Origin of the sequence: Kineococcus arenarius subsp. arenarius (assembly GCF_050871845.1) — a bacterium.
Lineage (GTDB): Bacteria > Actinomycetota > Actinomycetes > Actinomycetales > Kineococcaceae > Kineococcus.
In genome coordinates this window covers 15,551-32,382 of sequence record NZ_JBJLSE010000008.1, presented here as the reverse complement: position 1 = coordinate 32,382, position 16,832 = coordinate 15,551, and the positions used below count along the sequence as shown (strand labels likewise).

Sequence of the window (16,832 nt, the reverse complement as noted above, 5' to 3'; positions counted from 1 at the left end):
CTTCCGGGCCCTCGTGTGGTGAGGTTCGCCTACCCTTATCACGCCGACCCGCGAGGAGCTCTCCCGTGCCGCTGTCCCCGTCCCGCCGATCCCTGCTGCTGACCGCCCCGCTGGCGGCCCTGGCCGCCACCGCCGCCTGCGGCTCCGAGGCCTCCAGCACCGCCCCCGACACCACGGGCGCCGCCGGCACGACCACCGGGGACGCCTTCCCGGTCGAGGTCGAGCACGCCCTGGGCACCACCACCGTCGAGGCCGCCCCCGAGCGCATCGCCACCTGGGGCTGGGGCTCGCAGGACGTGGTGTGGGCGCTGGGGCTGCAGCCGGTGGGCATGCCCGAGACCACCTACGGCGGGGACGAGTCCGGCGCCTACCCCTGGTGGGAGGGGTACTACGACCCCTCGGTCACCACGAGCATCGGCGCGAGCGAGACCGGGGAGGTGCCCTTCGAGAAGATCGCCGAACTGACCCCCGACCTGGTGCTCGCGGTGAACTCCGGCCTGACCGAGCAGGACTGGACCACCCTCACGCAGATCGCCCCGACGGTCGCCTACCCCGAGCAGCCGTGGCAGACCAGCTGGCAGGACCAGGCCACCCTGATCGGGCGGGCCGTCGGGAAGGCGGAGGAGGCCGAGCGGCTCGTCGCCGAGGCCGAGGCCGACCTGGCCGACCGCGCCGCCGCGAACCCGCAGCTGGAGGGCAAGTCCTTCGCCTACGTGTACGCCACGGCCGCGGGCCTGTCCGTGTACCTGCCGGGCGACTCGCGCGTGGACACCCTGCACGGCCTGGGCCTCGTCGACGCCCCCGGCGTCACCGCGCTGGCCGAGTCCTCCGAGGCGTTCTACGTCGAGGTCGCCAAGGAGCGGGTGCGCGACCTGGACTGCGACGTCCTCGTCGGCTACGGCGAGATCAGCCTCGAGGAGCTGACCGCCGACCCCGTGTACGCCACGATGCCCGCCGTCGCGAACGGCGCCGTGGTGTGGCTGACCGACGAGAACCTCATCGCCGCCACCTCCACCACGCTGCTGAACCTGCCCTGGCAGATGGATCGGCTCGTGCCGGAGCTGGCCGCCGCCGCGGACGCCGCGCAGGCCTGATCGCGCGGGCCCGCCCGCACGGCGCCCCGGCGCTAGGGTCGGCGCGGTGAGCACCGCACCGCGCCGGCCCACCGCCCTCGACGCGATCGCCGAGGAGCACTTCTCCGCCCTGCTGCGGCTGCAGCCGGCCCTGGCGCTGTCCGTGGGCGCACCCGACCCGGCGCCCGGCCTGGGCGACCGCTCCCCCGCGGGCCTGGCCGAGCTGGCGGACCTGGCACGCGCCACCCTCGCCGCCGTCGACGCCGCCCCGGTCACCGACGACGTGGACCGCGTCACCGCCGCCGCGCTGCGCGAACGCCTCGGGGTGGAGCTGGAGCTGCACGGGGCCGGCGAGGACCTCGGTGAGCTGAACGTCATCGCCTCGCCGGTGCAGGACCTGCGGATGGTCTTCGACCTGGTGCCGACCGCGAGCGAGGGCGACTGGGCCGACGCGGCGCGGCGGCTGGCCTCGGTCCCGGCGGCGGTCGACGGCTACGTCGAGAGCCTGCGCGCCGCCGCGGCCCGCGGGCGGGTCGCCGCCGCCCGGCAGGTGGAGGCGTGCGCGGCCGAGGCCGCCTCGTACGCCGCCGGCGACGGCTTCTTCGCCGCCTTCGCCGCCTCGGCGGCCGTGGACGGCACACCCCTGGACGGCACGCTCGCCGCGGACGTGGCCGGCGGTGCGGCCGCCGCGGCGCAGGCGTACGAGGGGCTGGCCGCGTTCCTGCGCACCGAACTGCTGCCGCTGGCGCCGACCGCCGACGCCTGCGGCGCGGACCGCTACCGGCTGTTCTCGCGGCACTTCCTCGGCGCCGCCGTCGACCTCGCCGAGACGTACGCGTGGGGCCTGGACGAGGTCGCGCGGCTGCGCGAGGAGATGGCCCGCACGGCCCGGGAGATCACCGGCTCGCCGGACGTGGCGGCCGCCGCGGCCGCCCTGGACGCCGACCCGGCCACCGTCGTCACCGGCGCGCCGGCGTTCCGCGACTGGATGCAGCAGCGCTCCGACGAGACGGTGCGGGCCCTGGCGGGCAGCCACTTCGACATCCCCGAGCAGGTGCGCCGCCTGGAGTGCCGCATCGCCCCCACCACGGGCGGCGGCATCTACTACACCGGGCCCAGCGAGGACTTCTCCCGCCCCGGGCGCATGTGGTGGGCGGTGCCGCCGGGGCAGACGACGTTCTCCACCTGGCGCGAGGCGACCACCGTGCACCACGAGGGGGTGCCCGGCCACCACCTGCAGGTCGGGCAGGCCGCGGTGCGCGCGGAGGTCCTCAACCGCTGGCGCCGGCAGGGCTGCTGGGTCTCCGGCCACGGCGAGGGCTGGGCGCTGTACGCCGAGCGCCTCGCCGCCGACCTGGGGTTCCTGCACGGGCCCGGCGAGGTGCTGGGGATGCTCGACGCGCAGCTGCTGCGCGCCGCCCGCGTCGTCATCGACGTCGGCGTGCACTGCGGGTTCGGCGCGCCCGCCGAGGTCGGTGGCGGCGCGTGGACGTACGGGAAGGCGTGGGCGTACCTGACCAGCTGCTCGGGCAACCACGAGGACGTGCTGCGCTTCGAGCTGGACCGCTACCTGGGCTGGCCGGGGCAGGCGCCGAGCTACAAGGTCGGGGAGCGGCTGTGGTGGTCGGTGCGCGCGGAGGTGCAGCGCCGCGAGGGCGCCGCCTTCGACCTGGTGGCGTTCCACCGCCGCGCCCTGGACCTGGGCTCGGTCGGGCTGGACGTCCTGCGCGACGCCCTGCTCACCCCCTGACCCCCTCCCCCTCCCGCGGTGATCGAGGAAGTTGCAACTTCCTCGATCACCGCAGGGGGTGGGTGGGGGTGTCCACCCGGGGGATGAGCAGGGGATCCACACCCGGGGCCGATGCCCCTCACCGTCGGCGCGGCGCACCCTGGAGGCACCGGGCGGGTGGTCCGCACCGGGGAACCCGGGGGAGGGGTCGTCGTGGACGTGCTGACGGGGGTGCTGGTGGTCCTGGGGGCGCCGGCGGGTGCCGGGGTCCTGCTGGCTACCGCGCTGGCCGGCCGGGCCGCCGAGGAGGGCCGCCGGGACGGGCGGCTGCTGGTCGCCCCGCGCGGCGCCGGGTACGGCGAGGCGAGCCGGCTGGCGGTGCGGGCCGAACGCGCCGAGCGCGCCGCGCACGCCGAGGTCGTGCACCTGGACGAGCACCGCGCCCGCCGCGGGCGCACCCACCGCGCCGCCTGAGCGCCCGCCCGCTCAGGCGGGGCGTGCCGGGTCGGCCGCCAGGTGGGCCGCCAGTTCGAGCAGCGTGCCGATGCGCGCGTCCTCCCCGGCGGGGCCGGTCCCGGTGCGGTCCAGGTGCACCGCGCGCAGGCCCGCGGCCCGCGCGCCCAGCACGTCCACGGCGTGCTCGTCCCCCACGTACAGGACCTGCCCGGGGATGACGCCCAGGCGCTCGCACACCGCGAGGAACGCGGCCGGGCGGGGTTTCGCCACCCCCAGCTCCTCCGCGGTCAGCACCGGGCCGAGCCGGCCGGTCAGGCCCATCGCGTCGATCTTCGCGTTCTGCTGCTCGCGCGGGCCGTTGGTGAGGACCGCGGTGCGCAACCCGGCCGCCCGCACCGCCTCCAGCGCGTCGCCGACGTCGTCGTAGGCCACCCAGGCGCGTTCGTAGGCGCGCAGGAACCCCTCGGTGAACAGCGCGTCGAGCGCGGCGTCGTCACCGGCGGACAGGCCCAGCAGCGGCAGCACGTCGCGCAGCCGGCGGCGGCGCTGCTCGGCGAACCCGATCTCGCCCTCGCGCCAGGCCCGGAAGTGCCGCTCCTCGGCGGCCGCCCACGCCGCCTCCACCTCCGCGGTGCACTCCAGGCCGAGGGAACCCACCCACCCGCGCAGTCCGGCCAGCGTCGCCGCCGGGTGGTCGAGGAGCGTGCCGTCCAGGTCGAACACCACAGCCGCCAGCGCCACGCGGCGAGCCTACGGCGCCTCTCCGGCTCCGGTCCCGGTCCCGGCCCCGTCCCCGGGTGGCGGGGCGGCGCGGGCCAGGGCCGCGAGCGCCTGCGCCAGCGTCGGGGTGCCGGTGGAGCGGAACACCTCCGTCCCGTCGTCCGCGCGCACGAGCACCGTGGGCGTGCTGGTGACCCCCGCCGCCTCGCCGCGCGCGGGGTCCTCGACGACGTCGACCTCCGTCAGCCGGGCGCGCGGCACCAGCCGGACGGCTTCGGTGAGCACGGCGCGTGCGCTGCGGCAGGGACCGCAGAACGCGGAGCTGAACAGTTCGACGTCCACGCCGGGGGAACACCGCCGCACCCCCGCGCGCTTCCGGCGCGGCGGGTCAGGACGGCGCGTCGAGCGGGGCCGGCTCCGTCGGCTGCGCGCCGGGGCTCAGCAGTGCCGCGACCGCGTTCCAGCGCGCGACCTGGCAGCCGTCGGTGCGGTCGAACTGCGCGGAGACCTCCCGGCCGTCCCACGTGCCGGTCACCGTGGCGCGCTGCGGGCCGCCGTAGACCTGCGTGCAGGCGGTGTCCGGCGGCACGGGGGCGAACGGCTCCTGCGCGGCGGCGAGCGCCGCGCAGGCGGCCGCCGGGTCCGGGTGGGTCCCGCCGGCGGTGCCGTCCGCCGCGCAGGTGAGGGTCCAGGTGCTCGTGCTCCCCGCACCGTCGTCGACCGTCACCGTCAGGGACGACGGCTCGGACGGTGCGGGCGTCACCGCGCCGCCGGCCGTGCTGGACGTGCTGCTCACCGCTGGTCCTCCCGACTGCTGCTGACCGCACCCCGCGCCGCCCGCGAGCACCAGGGCGGTCAGGGCCACTGCACCCCGCGCGCGTCGCCGCACCGTGCCGACCATCGTCCCCTCCCGCCCCGGCGACCGCTGCCCGGTCACCGCTCGTGGTGGGACGCGGTGGCGCCCGCCGCGGTTCCCGTGCCGGGCGCCGGGGCGCTCGGCGAGGCCGTGGGGGACCCCCGTCCTGGGGGCTGACGCGGCCGCCCCGCGCGGGTACCGTGGGGCGTTTAGCTGCTGCGGGCTCCTCGGCTCGTCCCCTGAGAATCCTCCCGCGAACCGCTCCGTGATCGCAACGTTGTTGTCCTGCAACGGTTTCTGCCAGGATCTCCGGGCCCCCGGAACCCAGGAGGAACCGTGCCCGCCCCCGCCCGGGAAACCCCCGGAACCACCGGCGTGCTCGCCGCCGAGCAGCGCCACCTCGACCGCGCCCGCGCCGAACTGGCCCGCATGCGCGAGCACACGCTGTCCCTGACCGCCGACGGCGGCGACCCGATCGCCGACGCCGCCCTCGCCCGCGTCCTGGACCGCCGCGCCGCCGGCCTCGTCGACGACCCGTCCACCGCCCTGTTCTTCGGCCGCACCGACCACGACTCCGGCGAGGTCCTGCACATCGGCCGCCGCCACGTCACCGACTCCGCCGGCGACCCCGTCGTCGTGGACTGGCGCGCCGACGTCTCCCGCGGGTTCTACCGCGCCAGCCGCGCCGAGCGTGGCGACGTGCGGCTGCGCCGCCGCTTCGGCGTCGAGCACGGCCGCCTCACCGCCCACGAGGACGAGCACCTCACCGACCCGGCGCCCGGCGAGGACGAGCGCGCCTCCGCGATCCTCGCCCGCGAGATCGAACGCCCCCGCTCCGGTCCGATGCGCGACATCGTCGCCACCATCCAGCCCGAGCAGGACGCCCTCGTGCGCGCCGACGCGGCCACCACCGTGTGCGTGCAGGGCGCCCCGGGCACCGGCAAGACCGCCGTGGGCCTGCACCGCGCGGCGTGGCTGCTGTACGCGCACCGCGAGCGCCTCACCCGCCAGGGCGTCCTCGTCGTCGGCCCCAACGCCGCGTTCCTGCAGCACATCGGCGCGGTCCTGCCCGCCCTGGGGGAGGTGCGGGTCGAGCAGCGCACCGTCGCCGGCCTCGTCACCGCCCCCGGCGCCGGCCGGAAGGACGTGGCCGTGCGCGCCGCCGAACCCGCCGCGGTGGCCGCCCTCAAGGGCGACGCCCGCATGGCCGAGGTCGTCCGCCGCGCCGTCTGGTCCGCCGTGGGCGACCCGGCGCAGGTCCTCGACGGTGGCGCGTTCGTCCTGCCGCGCGGCTCGCGCCGCTGGCGGGTCCCCGGGTACCGGGTGCGCGAGCTGCTCGACGAGCTGGCCTCGCGGGGCGTCCGCTACGAAGCCGCACGCGCCCTGCTGCCGCAGCGCCTCGCCCACGCCGTCCTGCAGCTGTTCGAGGCCGCCGGCGACTCCCCCGACGACGCCGTGCAGGACGCCGTCGCCCGCAGCGCCGACGTCAAGCGCGCCGTGAACCGGCTGCTGCCCGCGCAGGACGCCGCGAAGGTGCTGCACCGGCTGCTGTCCGACGCGGAGTTCCTCACCGCCTGCTCCGGCGGCGTCCTCGACGACGCCGAACGGGACCTGCTGCTGTGGGAGAAGGCCCCGCGCAGCGCCGGCACCGCCAGGTGGACCGCCGCCGACGCCGTCCTGATCGACGAGATCGCCGACCAGCTCACCCGCACCCCCTCGCGCGCCCACGTCGTCCTCGACGAGGCGCAGGACCTCTCACCCATGCAGCTGCGCGCCGTCGGGCGGCGCTGCTCCACCGGTGCCGCCACCGTCCTCGGCGACATCGCCCAGGGCACCACCCCGTGGTCGGCGCGCTCGTGGCCCGAGGTGCTGGCGCACCTGGGCAAGCCCGACGGCCACGTCGAGGTCCTCGACCGCGGCTTCCGCGTCCCCTCCGCCGTCATCGACTACGCCGCCCGGCTGCTGCCGGCCATCGCCCCCGAGCTGAGCGTGCCGCGCTCGGTGCGCCCCGACCCCGGCCGCCTCGACGTCCTGCCCGTCGGCGGCGACGCGCTCGCCGCGGCCGTCGCCGTCGTCGCGGACCTGCTGGGCGAGGAGGGCTCCATCGGCCTCGTCGTCGCCGACGCCACCACCGGCGCCGCCGCGGCCGCCCTCGCCGCCGCCGGCGTGCCCGCCACCCGCCTCGACGAGACCGCCACCGGCGACGACCTCCCCGAGCGGGTCTCCCTCGTGCCCGCCACCCTCGTCAAGGGCCTGGAGTTCGACCGGGTCGTCGTCCTCGAACCCGCCGACGTCGTCGCCGGCGAGCCCGACGAGCGCACCGGCCTGCGCCGGCTGTACGTGGCGCTGACCCGCGCCGTGTCCGCGCTCACCGTCGTGCACGCCCTGCCCCTGCCCGAGCGGCTGCGCTGAGCCGTAGGCTCGCCGGCATGTCCGAGGTCCCCTCCGTCACCGCCGCCGCCGTCCCCGCCGACGCCACGCTCCTCGACGTCCGCGAGGACGACGAGTGGGTCGCCGGCCACGCCGACGGCGCCCTGCACATCCCCATGAGCGAGGTCCCGCAGCGCCTGGCCGAGCTGCCCGAGGGTGAGCTGCACGTCGTGTGCCGCGCCGGCGGGCGCTCCCTGCGGGTGGCGCAGTGGCTGGCGCAGAACGGCTACGACGTCGTCAACGTCGAGGGCGGCATGGGGGCGTGGGCGGACGCCGGGCGGCCCATGGTCTCCGAGACGGGGGACGAGCCCTTCGTGCGCTGACGTCGCGCGCTGGGGGTCTCGCCCGGGCGGTGGGGCGTCCCGGTCCTCGGGCTCTCCGCCCGCTGCCGGGTGCACCGGTTCGCCCTGACGGCGCGCGACGGGTCCGGCTCCCGGTGCCCGCACCCGGTGCAGCCCCCGGGCCGCCGACGGCGGGAAGGGTGGGGAGGGGTCGGCAGGGGTCGGCAGGGGTGAGGAGCTGAGGGGTCGGCGGGGGGTGCGGAGGCCGGCGTCCGGAGCCCGCCCGGCCCACTCCGGGCGAGGCGGTGCACCCGGCAGCGGGCGGAGAGCCGGCCGCAGCACCCGCCGACGGCCCACCCGACCCAGCCCACCCACGTCCTCAGCCGGCCCCGACCGCGCAGTCGCGAGCGGCTCAGGACACCTTCGCGACCCGGTGGGCGTACCCGTCGACGGTGCTCATCGGGGGGCGCTCGGCCACGTCCAGCAGGTGCGTCACCGGCGCGTAGTGCCCGTACTCGTCGCGCGAGAACTGGGTGAGGGTCGCGACGTCGCCCGTGGCGCCGAGGGCCCGCTCGTGGACGACGTGGCTGATCTGCGCGGCCATCCGCCCCAGCGCGGCGGTGTCCTGGTTGCCGTGCCGGCGGCGCCCCAGGTCGACCTGGGCGATGGCGCTGAGCCCGCGCAGGCGCAGGGTGTCGATGAGCAGCGCGATCTCCACGCCGTAGCCGCCGCAGAACGGGACGGCCTCCAGCAGCCGGCGCCGGCCGGCGTACTCCCCGGCGAGGGGCTGCACGACGCCCGAGAGCTCGGGGAACCACCTGCTGATGAGGGGCCGGGCCACCAGTTCGGTGACGCGCCCGCCGGAGGCGTGGCCCGCCCCCGGCAGCGGGCGGTCGTAGCAGCCCTTGACCAGTTCCACCGACGGGTCGGCCAGCAGCGGCCCGAGCAGGCCGGTGACCAGGTGCGGCTGCGGGTCCAGCAGGTCGGCGTCGACGAAGACGACGACGTCCCCGGTGGTCACCGTCAGCGACTTCCACAGGACCTCGCCCTTGCCGGGCCGCGAGCCCAGCTCGGGCAGGACGTCGTCGCGGTGGTGCACGACCGCGCCCGCGGCCCGCGCGACCTCGGCGGTGCGGTCGGTGGAGCCGGAGTCCATGACGACGACCTCGTCCACCAGGCCGGTGTCCTCGGCCAGGCGCCGCACCATCCGCACCACGCCGCCCACGGTCGGCTCCTCGTCCAGCGCCGGGAGCACCACGCTGACGCGGGTGCGCCCCTTGTCGGCCTGCAGGCGCTGCACCGGCCAGTCCCGGGCGCGGGACGTCGACCGGTCGAACCACGTCTGCACGGGCAGCTTCACGCAGCACCTCCTGATCGGGGTCCAGCCCACCGTCGCACGCGGACCGGCGCAGCGGCAGACGTGGGAGCAGGAGTTCACACGGGTGTCACACGCCGACCCCGGCGGGTCGCTGCTGGGCCGGACGGGTGGTCGGGAGCACTCTTGAGGGGGTGGTCCGGTCGGCTCAGGTTTGGCCGGGGCGCGGCTCGGGTACCTACGCAGCCGTCAGCACGGTGGCGGGTCAGGAGGACGGATGACGACGGGAGCTGGCCCGGTGCCGGCGACGCACTGGTCGTCGTTCGAGCACGACGCCGCGTCCGTCCCCAGGGCGCGGCGCGTGGTCAGGTCCGTGCTGGACGGTGCGGGGCTGGACGCCGAGGCGACGGCGGAGATCGAGATCGTCGTCTCGGAGATCGTGGGCAACTCCGTGCGCCACGCGCGGCCGCTGGGCGGTGGGGAGATCCACGTGCAGTGCCTGGTGGTGCGCGACGGCGGTGCGCACGTCGAGATCGCCGTGACCGACGGCGGTGCGCCCGGGCGGGTGGTCTGCCCGCGCGCGGTGGACGACGGGGCGACCTCCGGGCGCGGGTTGCGCATCGTGGAGGGCTTGGCGGACGAGTGGGGCGTCGTGGAGAACCTCGACGACCTCAGCCGCACGGTGTGGGCGTCGTTCGGGGGCCCGACCCGCCTGCACCCGCGCTGACCTGCACCCTTCCGAGTCACTTTCTGCTACGCAGGGGCACTTCTCGTCGCTCAGGGCGATAAAGTGGGGCTGACGCTGGAGAGCGCCGGCGTCGCGACCCCCGGGAGGGCCTGTGGACCGCTCTCCCGCCGGGGCCTTCGCCCCCGCGGCCCACCCCCCGGCCCACCTGCCCGGCCAGGGGCGCCGCACGGCGCTGGACGTGTCGGACCTGCGCGTCCTGGAACGCACCACCGTCCGCCTGGCCGCCGCGCTCAGCGTGCGCGAGGCCGTGGCCGTCGTGCTCGGCGCCGTCCAGGACGTCCTGGGCTCCACCAGCTGCGACGTCTTCCTCCTGGACGGCACCGGCACCGCCCTGGTGCCCGCCGGGGACGGCGTCGCCCGCACCTCGGCCGCCGGGCGCGCGCCCCGCCTGCCGCTGGACGCCTCCACCCCCAGCGCCCTGGCCGCCCGCACCCGCGAACCGGTGCAGCTGCGCTCGCCGACCGAGCTCGCCGCCCGTTTCGACGACCCCCGCAACGAGCGCCTCGTCGCCGCCGGGGAACGGTCCTGGGCGGCGCTGCCCATGCTCACCGACCGGGGGCTGACGGGGGTGCTGCGCCTGGGCCTGCCCCGCGAGGGCGCCCTGGACGAGGTGCAGCTGCTGCTGGCCGCCACCCTCGCCGGGCAGTGCGCTTGCGCGGTCGACCGCGCCCGCCTGTTCGACGCCGCCCGCGCGGCCGCCGGCGACGCCCGCCGCGCCGAGCAGCGCTACCGCACCCTCGCCGCGGCCGGCCGCCTCGACGTGTTCACCGCCGCCCCCGGTCGCGGGCTGACCAGCGAGCTGCCCGGCTGGCGCGCTCTCACCGGCCGCGCCGGTGACGTCGCCGGCACCGGCTGGGCCGCCGACGTGCACCCCGCCGACCTGCCCGCCGTGCTGGCCGAGGCCACCGCCGCGGCCCGCGAGCGCCGCGCCGGCACCGCCCGGCTGCGGTTGCGCACCCCCACCGGCTGGCGGTGGATCGCCGCCACCGCCCAGCCGGTGCGCGAGGACCCCGACGACCCCGGCTCCGCCGTCCTGGAGTGGGTCGGCGCCCTCGACGACGTCGACGAGCGGGTTCGGGCGCGCCGCCGCACCCGAGTCCTGCAGGCCCTGACGGCGGCGCTGTCCACCGCCGGCACCCGCGCCGGGGTCGTCGACGCGGTCCTGCGCACCTGCCTGGGCCTGCCCGGCACCGCCCGCGCGAGCCTGACGCTCGCCGACGACGAGCGCGGCCCCGGCGGCCCCCTCGCCGTGCACCGCCTGCGGCGCGACGGCCGTCGCGAGCACCTGGTGCGCGAGGACCGGCGCGCCGCCCAGATGCTGTGCGACGTCGAGGCGTGCGCCGCCGCCGGCGGTTGGTACGCCGCCGGGCCCGAGGGCGCCCGGGTGCTGCCGGAGTGGGTGCGCCCGGTCTACCTGCAGGCCCTGGCCGACGGCGACACCGCCTGGGCGGTGCTGCCGCTGAGCACCCCGCAGCGGCGCCTGGGCGGCCTGGTCGTCGGGTTCTCCGACGACGGGGCCGCCGACGAGGACGAGCGCGCGTTCCTGCTGGCCCTGGCCGGTCAGGCCGCCGCCGCGCTGGACCGCGTGGACCTGCTGGAGCGCGAGCGCAGCACCGCGCGCGTGCTGCAGGAGGCCCTCAAGCCCGGTTCCCTGGCGTCCGTGCCGTGGCTGCACGCGCACCGCGCGACCGCCACCGGCGCCGGGGCGGCCGTGGGCGGGGACTGGGCCGAGCTGCTGGACGTCGGCGGCGGGTGCGTCGCCGTCGTCCTGGGCGACGTCATGGGCCGCGGGGCGCGGGCGGCGACGGTGATGGGGGAGGTGCGCGCCCAGGTGCGTGCCCTGGCCCTGGTGGACCCGCACCCGGCCGCCGTGCTGCGGGGCCTGGACGCGTGCGCGGCGGCCACCGGGGCGGAGGACCTGGTGACCCTGGTGTACGTGCTGCTCGACCGCGACGGCGGGGCGCTGGTGGCCTCGGCGGGCCACCCGCCGCCGCTGGTGCGCACCGGTGCCGCCGCCCGCTACCTCGACGTGCCGGCGGGCCCGCCCCTGGGTGCCCTCCTGGACGGCGCCGGCGGTGCCCGCGACGCCGTCCTGGCCACGCGCCTGGAGCGGGGGGAGGACCTGGTGCTGTTCTCCGACGGCCTGGTGGAGACCCGCACCCGCCCCCTGGACGAGGGGATGGCCACGGCCGCGCGGCTCGTCGCCGCCGCGGGCGACGCCCCCGTGCGCGGGGTCGTCGACGAGCTCGTGGGCGGCATGACCCGCGGCGAGCTCGTCGACGACGACGTCACCGTCCTCGCGGTCCGCCGCGCCGACGGGGGCGTGCTCTAGCCTCGCCAGCGTGCCGTCGCCGCAGCCGTCCCCGACGCCGTCCCCGACCGTCGCCGTCGTCGTGCCGGCCAAGGACGAGGCCGAGCGCATCGCCGCCACCGTGGCGGCCCTGCGCTCCCTGCCGGTCGCCGACCTCGTCGTCGTCGTGGACGACGGCTCCTCCGACGGCACCGCGGCACTGGCCCGCGACGCCGGCGCTCTGGTGGTGGCCCACCCGCGCAACCGCGGCAAGGCCGCGGCCATGCGCACCGGCGCCCGCGCCGTCGCCGCCCACGAGGCGGCGTCCCCGCGGCCGGGCACCGGCCCGCGGCCGCTGCTGTTCGTGGACGCGGACCTCGCCGGCAGCGCCGCGGCGACGGTCCCGCTGATCGGTCCGGTGCTGGCCGGGGAGGCGGACATGACGATCGCGGTGCTGCCGCAGCAGGCCACCGCCGGCGGCGGGCGCGGCCTGGTCGTGGGCCTGGCCCGCCGCGGCACGCTCGCGCTGGCCGGCTGGTCGCCGCAGCAGCCGCTGTCGGGGATGCGCTGCCTGAGCCGTGCGGCGTTCGAGGCCGCGCAGCCGCTGGCGCGCGGGTGGGGCGTGGAGACGGCCCTGACGATCGACCTGCTGCGGGCGGGGTACCGGGTGGTGGAGGTGCCGTGCGAGCTGCACCACCGCGTCACCGGAGCCGACCTGCGCGCCCAGCTGCACCGCGCGGCGCAGTACCGCGACGTGGCCCTGGCGCTGGTGCGCCGGGGTGCCGCCGGGGCGCTGCTCCCGGCCCGCCGCGCCGGTGGCTGAGGCGCCCCGCCCGGCTCGCGCGCCCCGGTGCCGGCCCGCCGCGGTGGCCCCCGTCGCCGCCGCGGCCGTCGCGCTGCTGGCCTGGCTGGCCGTGGCCGTGGCCGGGCCCTCGGCGGCGGTGCCGCCCCTGGGGTCCGGTGCGCTGCCGGTGGACCTGGGCCTGCGTCCGTCGTCCGCGCTGGTCAGCGCCCTGCTGGTGGTCTCGGTGCTCTCCGGGGGCGTCGCGGTGCTCACCGGACTGGCCGCGGTGGCGCGGGGGTGGCGCCCCCGGGGGCTGCTGCTGCTCGCGGCCGCCGGCGCCGCCCTGACGGCCCTGGTGCCGCCCGTGGGCTCCGCCGACCACCTCAGCTACGCCGCCTACGGGCGCATCGCGGCGCTGGGCGCCGACCCCTACGTGCAGGCGCCCGACGCCTTCGCGGGCGGTGCGGACCCGGTGGCCTCGGCGGTGCGCGACCCCTGGCGCTCCACCCCGTCGGTGTACGGGCCGGTGGCCACGGCCGTGCACGCGCTGACCTCGCTGGCCGGCGGGGACTCGGTGCGCGCCACGGTGTGGTGCTGGCAGCTGCTGCTGGTGGTGGCGTGGGCGGCCGCGGCCGCCGGGGTCCACGCGGCGCTGCGCGAGGACGAGGCGCTGCGCGCCCGCGCCCACGTGCTGTGGACGGCCAACCCGCTGCTGCTGACGGTCGGGCTGGGCGGTGCGCACGCCGACGTCCTGGCCGGTGCGGCGTCGGTGGGGGTGCTGCTGCTGGCCCCGCGCCGGCCGTTCGCGGCCGGCCTGGTGCTGGCGGTGGCCGTGGGCACGAAGCTGCCGTACGGGGCGGTGGGGGGCGGGTTGCTGGTGGCGTGGTGGGCCGCGCGCCGCGCGGGCGGGCCGGGGGCGCCGGGCGCGGGCTGGCTGCTGCGGGGGCTGGCGGGGGCGCTGCTGCTGCTGGTGCCGGCGCACCTGTGGGCCGGCACGCACGCCTACGACCAGACCCGTACCGCCAGCCGGTACGTGTCGCTGGCCACGGTGTGGCGGCCGCTCGTGGACGCCGGCGTGCCCCGCGGGGTGCTGCTGCCCGGCACCCTGCTGCTCATGGCGCTGCTCGCGGTGCTGTGGTGGCCGCTGCTGGTGCACCGGCCCGCGGGCCCGTGGGGGCCCGCGGCGCTGCGGCGCTGCGCCGCCGGGGTCGGCGCCCTGCTGGCGCTGGGCTACCTGCTGGCCGCGCCGTACGAGCTGCCCTGGTACGACCTGCTGCTGTGGGGTCCGCTGGCGCTGGCGGCCGCCACCCCCGCCGGGGTGGCCGGCGGGTGGCTGGAGCGCCTGGTGGCGCTGCGGCTGGCGCTGCTGGCGCTGGCGTACGTGCCGGGCCTGGTGGACGGCATGTCCCCGGCCGTGCAGGCGGTGACGCTGGGGTACCGGCGCGAGGTGGGCCCGTGGGTGGCGTGGGCGGCGCTGCTGGCCGCGGTGGCCGTGGGCGTGCTGGCGCGCAGGTGGGAGCATGGGCAGCGCCATGGCCACCACCCCCGCCCCCTCCGCGCTCGCCGGTGAGTCCGACGAGCTGCTGCAGACCTCCGCCCGCGCCTCGCTGACCAGCGTGCTGCCCGCCCCCGGCAGTGCCGCCGCCGACGACCCCGACGCCGTGTACGAGGCGTTCGCCGGGTGGGTCTCGGCCGGCGGCATCGAGCTGTACCCGGCGCAGCAGGAGGCCCTCATCGAGGTGGTCTCCGGCTCCAACGTCGTCCTGGCCACCCCCACCGGTTCCGGAAAGTCGCTGGTGGCCGCGGGCGCGCACGCCGCCGCCCTGACCGCGGGGATCCGCTCCTTCTACACCGCGCCGCTGAAGGCGCTGGTCAGCGAGAAGTTCTTCGCGCTGGTGGAGACGTTCGGCGCGCAGAACGTCGGCATGATGACCGGCGACGCGTCGGTGAACCCCGGTGCGCCGATCGTGTGCTGCACCGCCGAGGTGCTGGCGAACGTGGCGCTGCGCTCGGGCGCGTTCGCCGACGTCGGCCAGGTCGTCATGGACGAGTTCCACTTCTACGCCGAGCCCGACCGCGGGTGGGCGTGGCAGGTGCCGCTGATCGAGCTGCCGCAGGCGCAGTTCCTGCTGATGTCCGCCACCCTCGGCGACGTCGAGTGGCTGCGCGAGGACCTCACCCGCCGCACCGGCCGGCCCACCGCCGTCGTCACGTCCGTGGAGCGGCCCGTGCCGCTGCACTACTCGTGGGCGACGACGCCGCTGCAGGAGACGGTGGAGGAGCTGCTGGTCACGGACCGGGCCCCCGTCTACGTCGTGCACGCCACCCAGGCCGCCGCCGTGGAGCAGGCGCAGGCCCTCACCAGCGCGAAGGTCGCCACCCGCGAGCAGCGCGACGCCATCGCCGAGGCGATCGGCGGCTTCCGCTTCGCCCCCGGCTTCGGCAAGGTCCTGAACCGCCTGCTGCGCATGGGCGTGGGCGTGCACCACGCCGGGATGCTGCCGAAGTACCGCCGCCTGGTGGAGACGCTCGCCCAGGCGGGGCTGCTGAAGGTCATCTGCGGCACCGACACCCTCGGCGTCGGCATCAACGTGCCCATCCGCACGGTGCTGTTCGCGGGTCTGACGAAGTTCGACGGCCGCCGCACCCGCCACTACCGGGCCCGCGAGTTCCACCAGATCGCCGGGCGCGCCGGGCGCGCCGGCTTCGACACCGCCGGCACCGTCGTGGTGCAGGCCCCCGAGCACGAGGTGGAGAACGCCCGGCGCGTCGCGAAGGCCGGCGACGACCCGAAGAAGCTGAAGAAGGTGCAGCGGGTCAAGGCGCCCGAGGGGTTCGTGTCCTGGTCGGAGGCGACGATGCGCAAGCTCGTCGACGCCCAGCCCGAGCAGCTCACCTCCCACTTCCGCGTCACCACCTCCATGCTGCTGAACGTCCTGCAGCGCCCCGGGAACCCGGTGGAGGCGATGCGCCACCTGCTGCTGGACAACCACGAGCCGCGCAAGCGGCAGCTGCAGCACGTGCGCCGCGCCGTGGAGCTGTTCCGCGCCCTGCTGGACGCCGGTGTCGTGGAGACGCTGCCCGAGCCGCTGCCCGACGGCCGGCAGGTGCGCCTCGTCGGCGACCTGCAGCTGGACTTCGCGCTGAACCAGCCGCTGTCGCCGTTCGCGCTGGCCGTCGTCGACGACCTGCTGGAGAAGGAGTCGCCCACCTACGCCCTGGACGTGGTCTCCACCATCGAGTGCACGCTGGACGACCCGATGAAGGTGCTGCTGGCGCAGCAGTCCAAGGCCAAGGGCGAGGCCGTGGCCCGCATGAAGGCCGACGGACTGGAGTACGAGGAGCGCATGGCCCAGCTGGAGGACGTCACCTGGCCCAAGCCCCTTCAGGAGCAGCTGCGCGCCGCGTACGAGACGTACCGGGCCGGCAACCCCTGGGTCTCGGACTACGAGGTGCGCCCGAAGTCGGTGGTGCGCGACATGTTCGAGCGGGCCATGACGTTCGGCGACTTCGTCGCGTTCTACCAGCTGGCCCGCTCCGAGGGCCTGGTGCTGCGCTACCTCTCCGACGCCTACAAGGCGCTGCGCCAGACGGTGCCGGAGGACGCCCGCACCGAGGAGGTCACCGACGTCGTCGAGTGGCTGGGCGAGGTCGTGCGCCAGACCGACTCCAGCCTGCTGGCGGAGTGGGAGAAGCTGCGCGCCGGCGACGACGTGGACGTCGTGGCCGCCACGGCCCCCGCCGAGGACGAGGCGCCGCCGGTCACCGCGAACGCCCGCGCCTTCCGGGTCCTGGTGCGCAACGCGGTGTTCCGGTTCGTGGAGCTGGCCGCGCTGGACCGCCCCGAGGAGCTGGCCAAGCTCGACGGCTCCCCGGACGAGGACACCTGGGCCGACCAGCTCGACGCGTACTACGAGGAGCACGAATCCATCGGCACCGGGCCCGACGCGCGCGGCCCGCACCTGCTGCAGGTCGACGACGGCTCCGGCCCGCACCCGAAGGGCTCCCCGCGCCGCTGGTACGTGCGCCAGGTCCTCGACGACCCCGCCGGCGACCGCGACTGGGCGGTCGTGGCCGAGGTGGACCTGGACGCCTCCGACGAGGCGGGTGCGGCGGTGCTGCAGGTGGCGGGGCTGCTGCGGATGTGAGC

General features: G+C 77.3%; 14 protein-coding genes. 10 read left to right on the top strand and 4 right to left on the bottom strand.

Annotation, left to right across the window (positions count from 1 at the left end):
• Nucleotides 1-65: 65 nt before the first annotated feature.
• From ACRYM0_RS03805 to ACRYM0_RS03795, 3 genes are all read left to right on the top strand, one after another.
• Nucleotides 66-1,094, top strand: a complete 1,029-nt coding sequence (locus ACRYM0_RS03805; RefSeq protein ID WP_432502301.1) for an iron-siderophore ABC transporter substrate-binding protein — start codon at nt 66-68, stop codon at nt 1,092-1,094.
• A 46-nt stretch (nt 1,095-1,140) separates the two neighbouring features.
• Nucleotides 1,141-2,823 carry a DUF885 domain-containing protein gene (locus tag ACRYM0_RS03800; RefSeq protein ID WP_432502299.1) on the top strand — a complete coding sequence of 561 codons (1,683 nt, stop codon included), beginning with the start codon at nt 1,141-1,143 and terminating at the stop codon, nt 2,821-2,823.
• 111 nt (nt 2,824-2,934) lie between these two features.
• Nucleotides 2,935-3,276, top strand: coding sequence for a hypothetical protein (locus tag ACRYM0_RS03795; protein ID WP_432502297.1), 342 nt, complete (start codon nt 2,935-2,937; stop codon nt 3,274-3,276).
• 12 nt (nt 3,277-3,288) lie between these two features.
• Here ACRYM0_RS03795 and ACRYM0_RS03790 read toward each other — a convergent pair whose 3' ends face one another.
• The 3 genes from ACRYM0_RS03790 to ACRYM0_RS03780 are packed head-to-tail and all read right to left on the bottom strand — an operon-like array spanning nt 3,289 to nt 4,774.
• Nucleotides 3,289-3,999 (bottom strand): HAD family hydrolase, encoded by a 711-nt coding sequence (locus tag ACRYM0_RS03790; protein ID WP_432502296.1) that lies wholly within the window; start codon nt 3,997-3,999, stop codon nt 3,289-3,291.
• A 9-nt stretch (nt 4,000-4,008) separates the two neighbouring features.
• Nucleotides 4,009-4,320 carry a thioredoxin family protein gene (locus tag ACRYM0_RS03785; protein WP_432502294.1) on the bottom strand — a complete coding sequence of 104 codons (312 nt, stop codon included), beginning with the start codon at nt 4,318-4,320 and terminating at the stop codon, nt 4,009-4,011.
• Between the two features lie 46 nt (nt 4,321-4,366).
• Nucleotides 4,367-4,774, bottom strand: a complete 408-nt coding sequence (locus tag ACRYM0_RS03780) for an SSI family serine proteinase inhibitor (RefSeq protein ID WP_432502293.1) — start codon at nt 4,772-4,774, stop codon at nt 4,367-4,369.
• 396 nt (nt 4,775-5,170) lie between these two features.
• On the opposite strand from ACRYM0_RS03780, the gene ACRYM0_RS03775 reads away from it, so the two are divergent.
• Nucleotides 5,171-7,246 (top strand): HelD family protein, encoded by a 2,076-nt coding sequence (locus tag ACRYM0_RS03775; RefSeq protein WP_432502291.1) that lies wholly within the window; start codon nt 5,171-5,173, stop codon nt 7,244-7,246.
• Nucleotides 7,247-7,263: 17 nt separating this feature from the next.
• The gene (locus ACRYM0_RS03770) at nt 7,264-7,587 is read left to right on the top strand and encodes a rhodanese-like domain-containing protein (protein ID WP_432502289.1); all 324 of its coding nucleotides are present in this window, start codon (nt 7,264-7,266) and stop codon (nt 7,585-7,587) included.
• A gap of 370 nt (nt 7,588-7,957) precedes the next feature.
• Here the strand turns inward: ACRYM0_RS03770 and ACRYM0_RS03765 are convergent, their stop codons facing one another.
• A complete protein-coding gene (locus ACRYM0_RS03765; RefSeq protein WP_432502287.1) occupies nt 7,958-8,905 on the bottom strand; it encodes a glucosyl-3-phosphoglycerate synthase in 948 nt (315 codons plus the stop codon).
• Between the two features lie 232 nt (nt 8,906-9,137).
• Between ACRYM0_RS03765 and ACRYM0_RS03760 the strand changes: the two genes are divergently transcribed.
• The 5 genes from ACRYM0_RS03760 (at nt 9,138) to ACRYM0_RS03740 (ending at nt 16,830) form a co-directional block, all read left to right on the top strand.
• Nucleotides 9,138-9,587, top strand: coding sequence for an ATP-binding protein (locus ACRYM0_RS03760; protein WP_432502285.1), 450 nt, complete (start codon nt 9,138-9,140; stop codon nt 9,585-9,587).
• A 112-nt stretch (nt 9,588-9,699) separates the two neighbouring features.
• Nucleotides 9,700-11,940, top strand: a complete 2,241-nt coding sequence (locus ACRYM0_RS03755) for a SpoIIE family protein phosphatase (RefSeq protein ID WP_432502283.1) — start codon at nt 9,700-9,702, stop codon at nt 11,938-11,940.
• A 10-nt stretch (nt 11,941-11,950) separates the two neighbouring features.
• Nucleotides 11,951-12,721: a glycosyltransferase gene (locus ACRYM0_RS03750; RefSeq protein ID WP_432502281.1), complete on the top strand. Its 771-nt coding sequence runs from the start codon at nt 11,951-11,953 to the stop codon at nt 12,719-12,721.
• A gap of 43 nt (nt 12,722-12,764) precedes the next feature.
• Complete coding sequence (gene mptB / locus ACRYM0_RS03745) at nt 12,765-14,252, top strand: polyprenol phosphomannose-dependent alpha 1,6 mannosyltransferase MptB (protein ID WP_432502280.1); 1,488 nt, start codon at nt 12,765-12,767, stop codon at nt 14,250-14,252.
• Complete coding sequence (locus ACRYM0_RS03740; protein ID WP_432502278.1) at nt 14,203-16,830, top strand: DEAD/DEAH box helicase; 2,628 nt, start codon at nt 14,203-14,205, stop codon at nt 16,828-16,830. The genes mptB and ACRYM0_RS03740 overlap by 50 nt, the downstream gene beginning before the upstream one ends.
• The last annotated feature ends 2 nt before the right edge of the window (nt 16,831-16,832 follow it).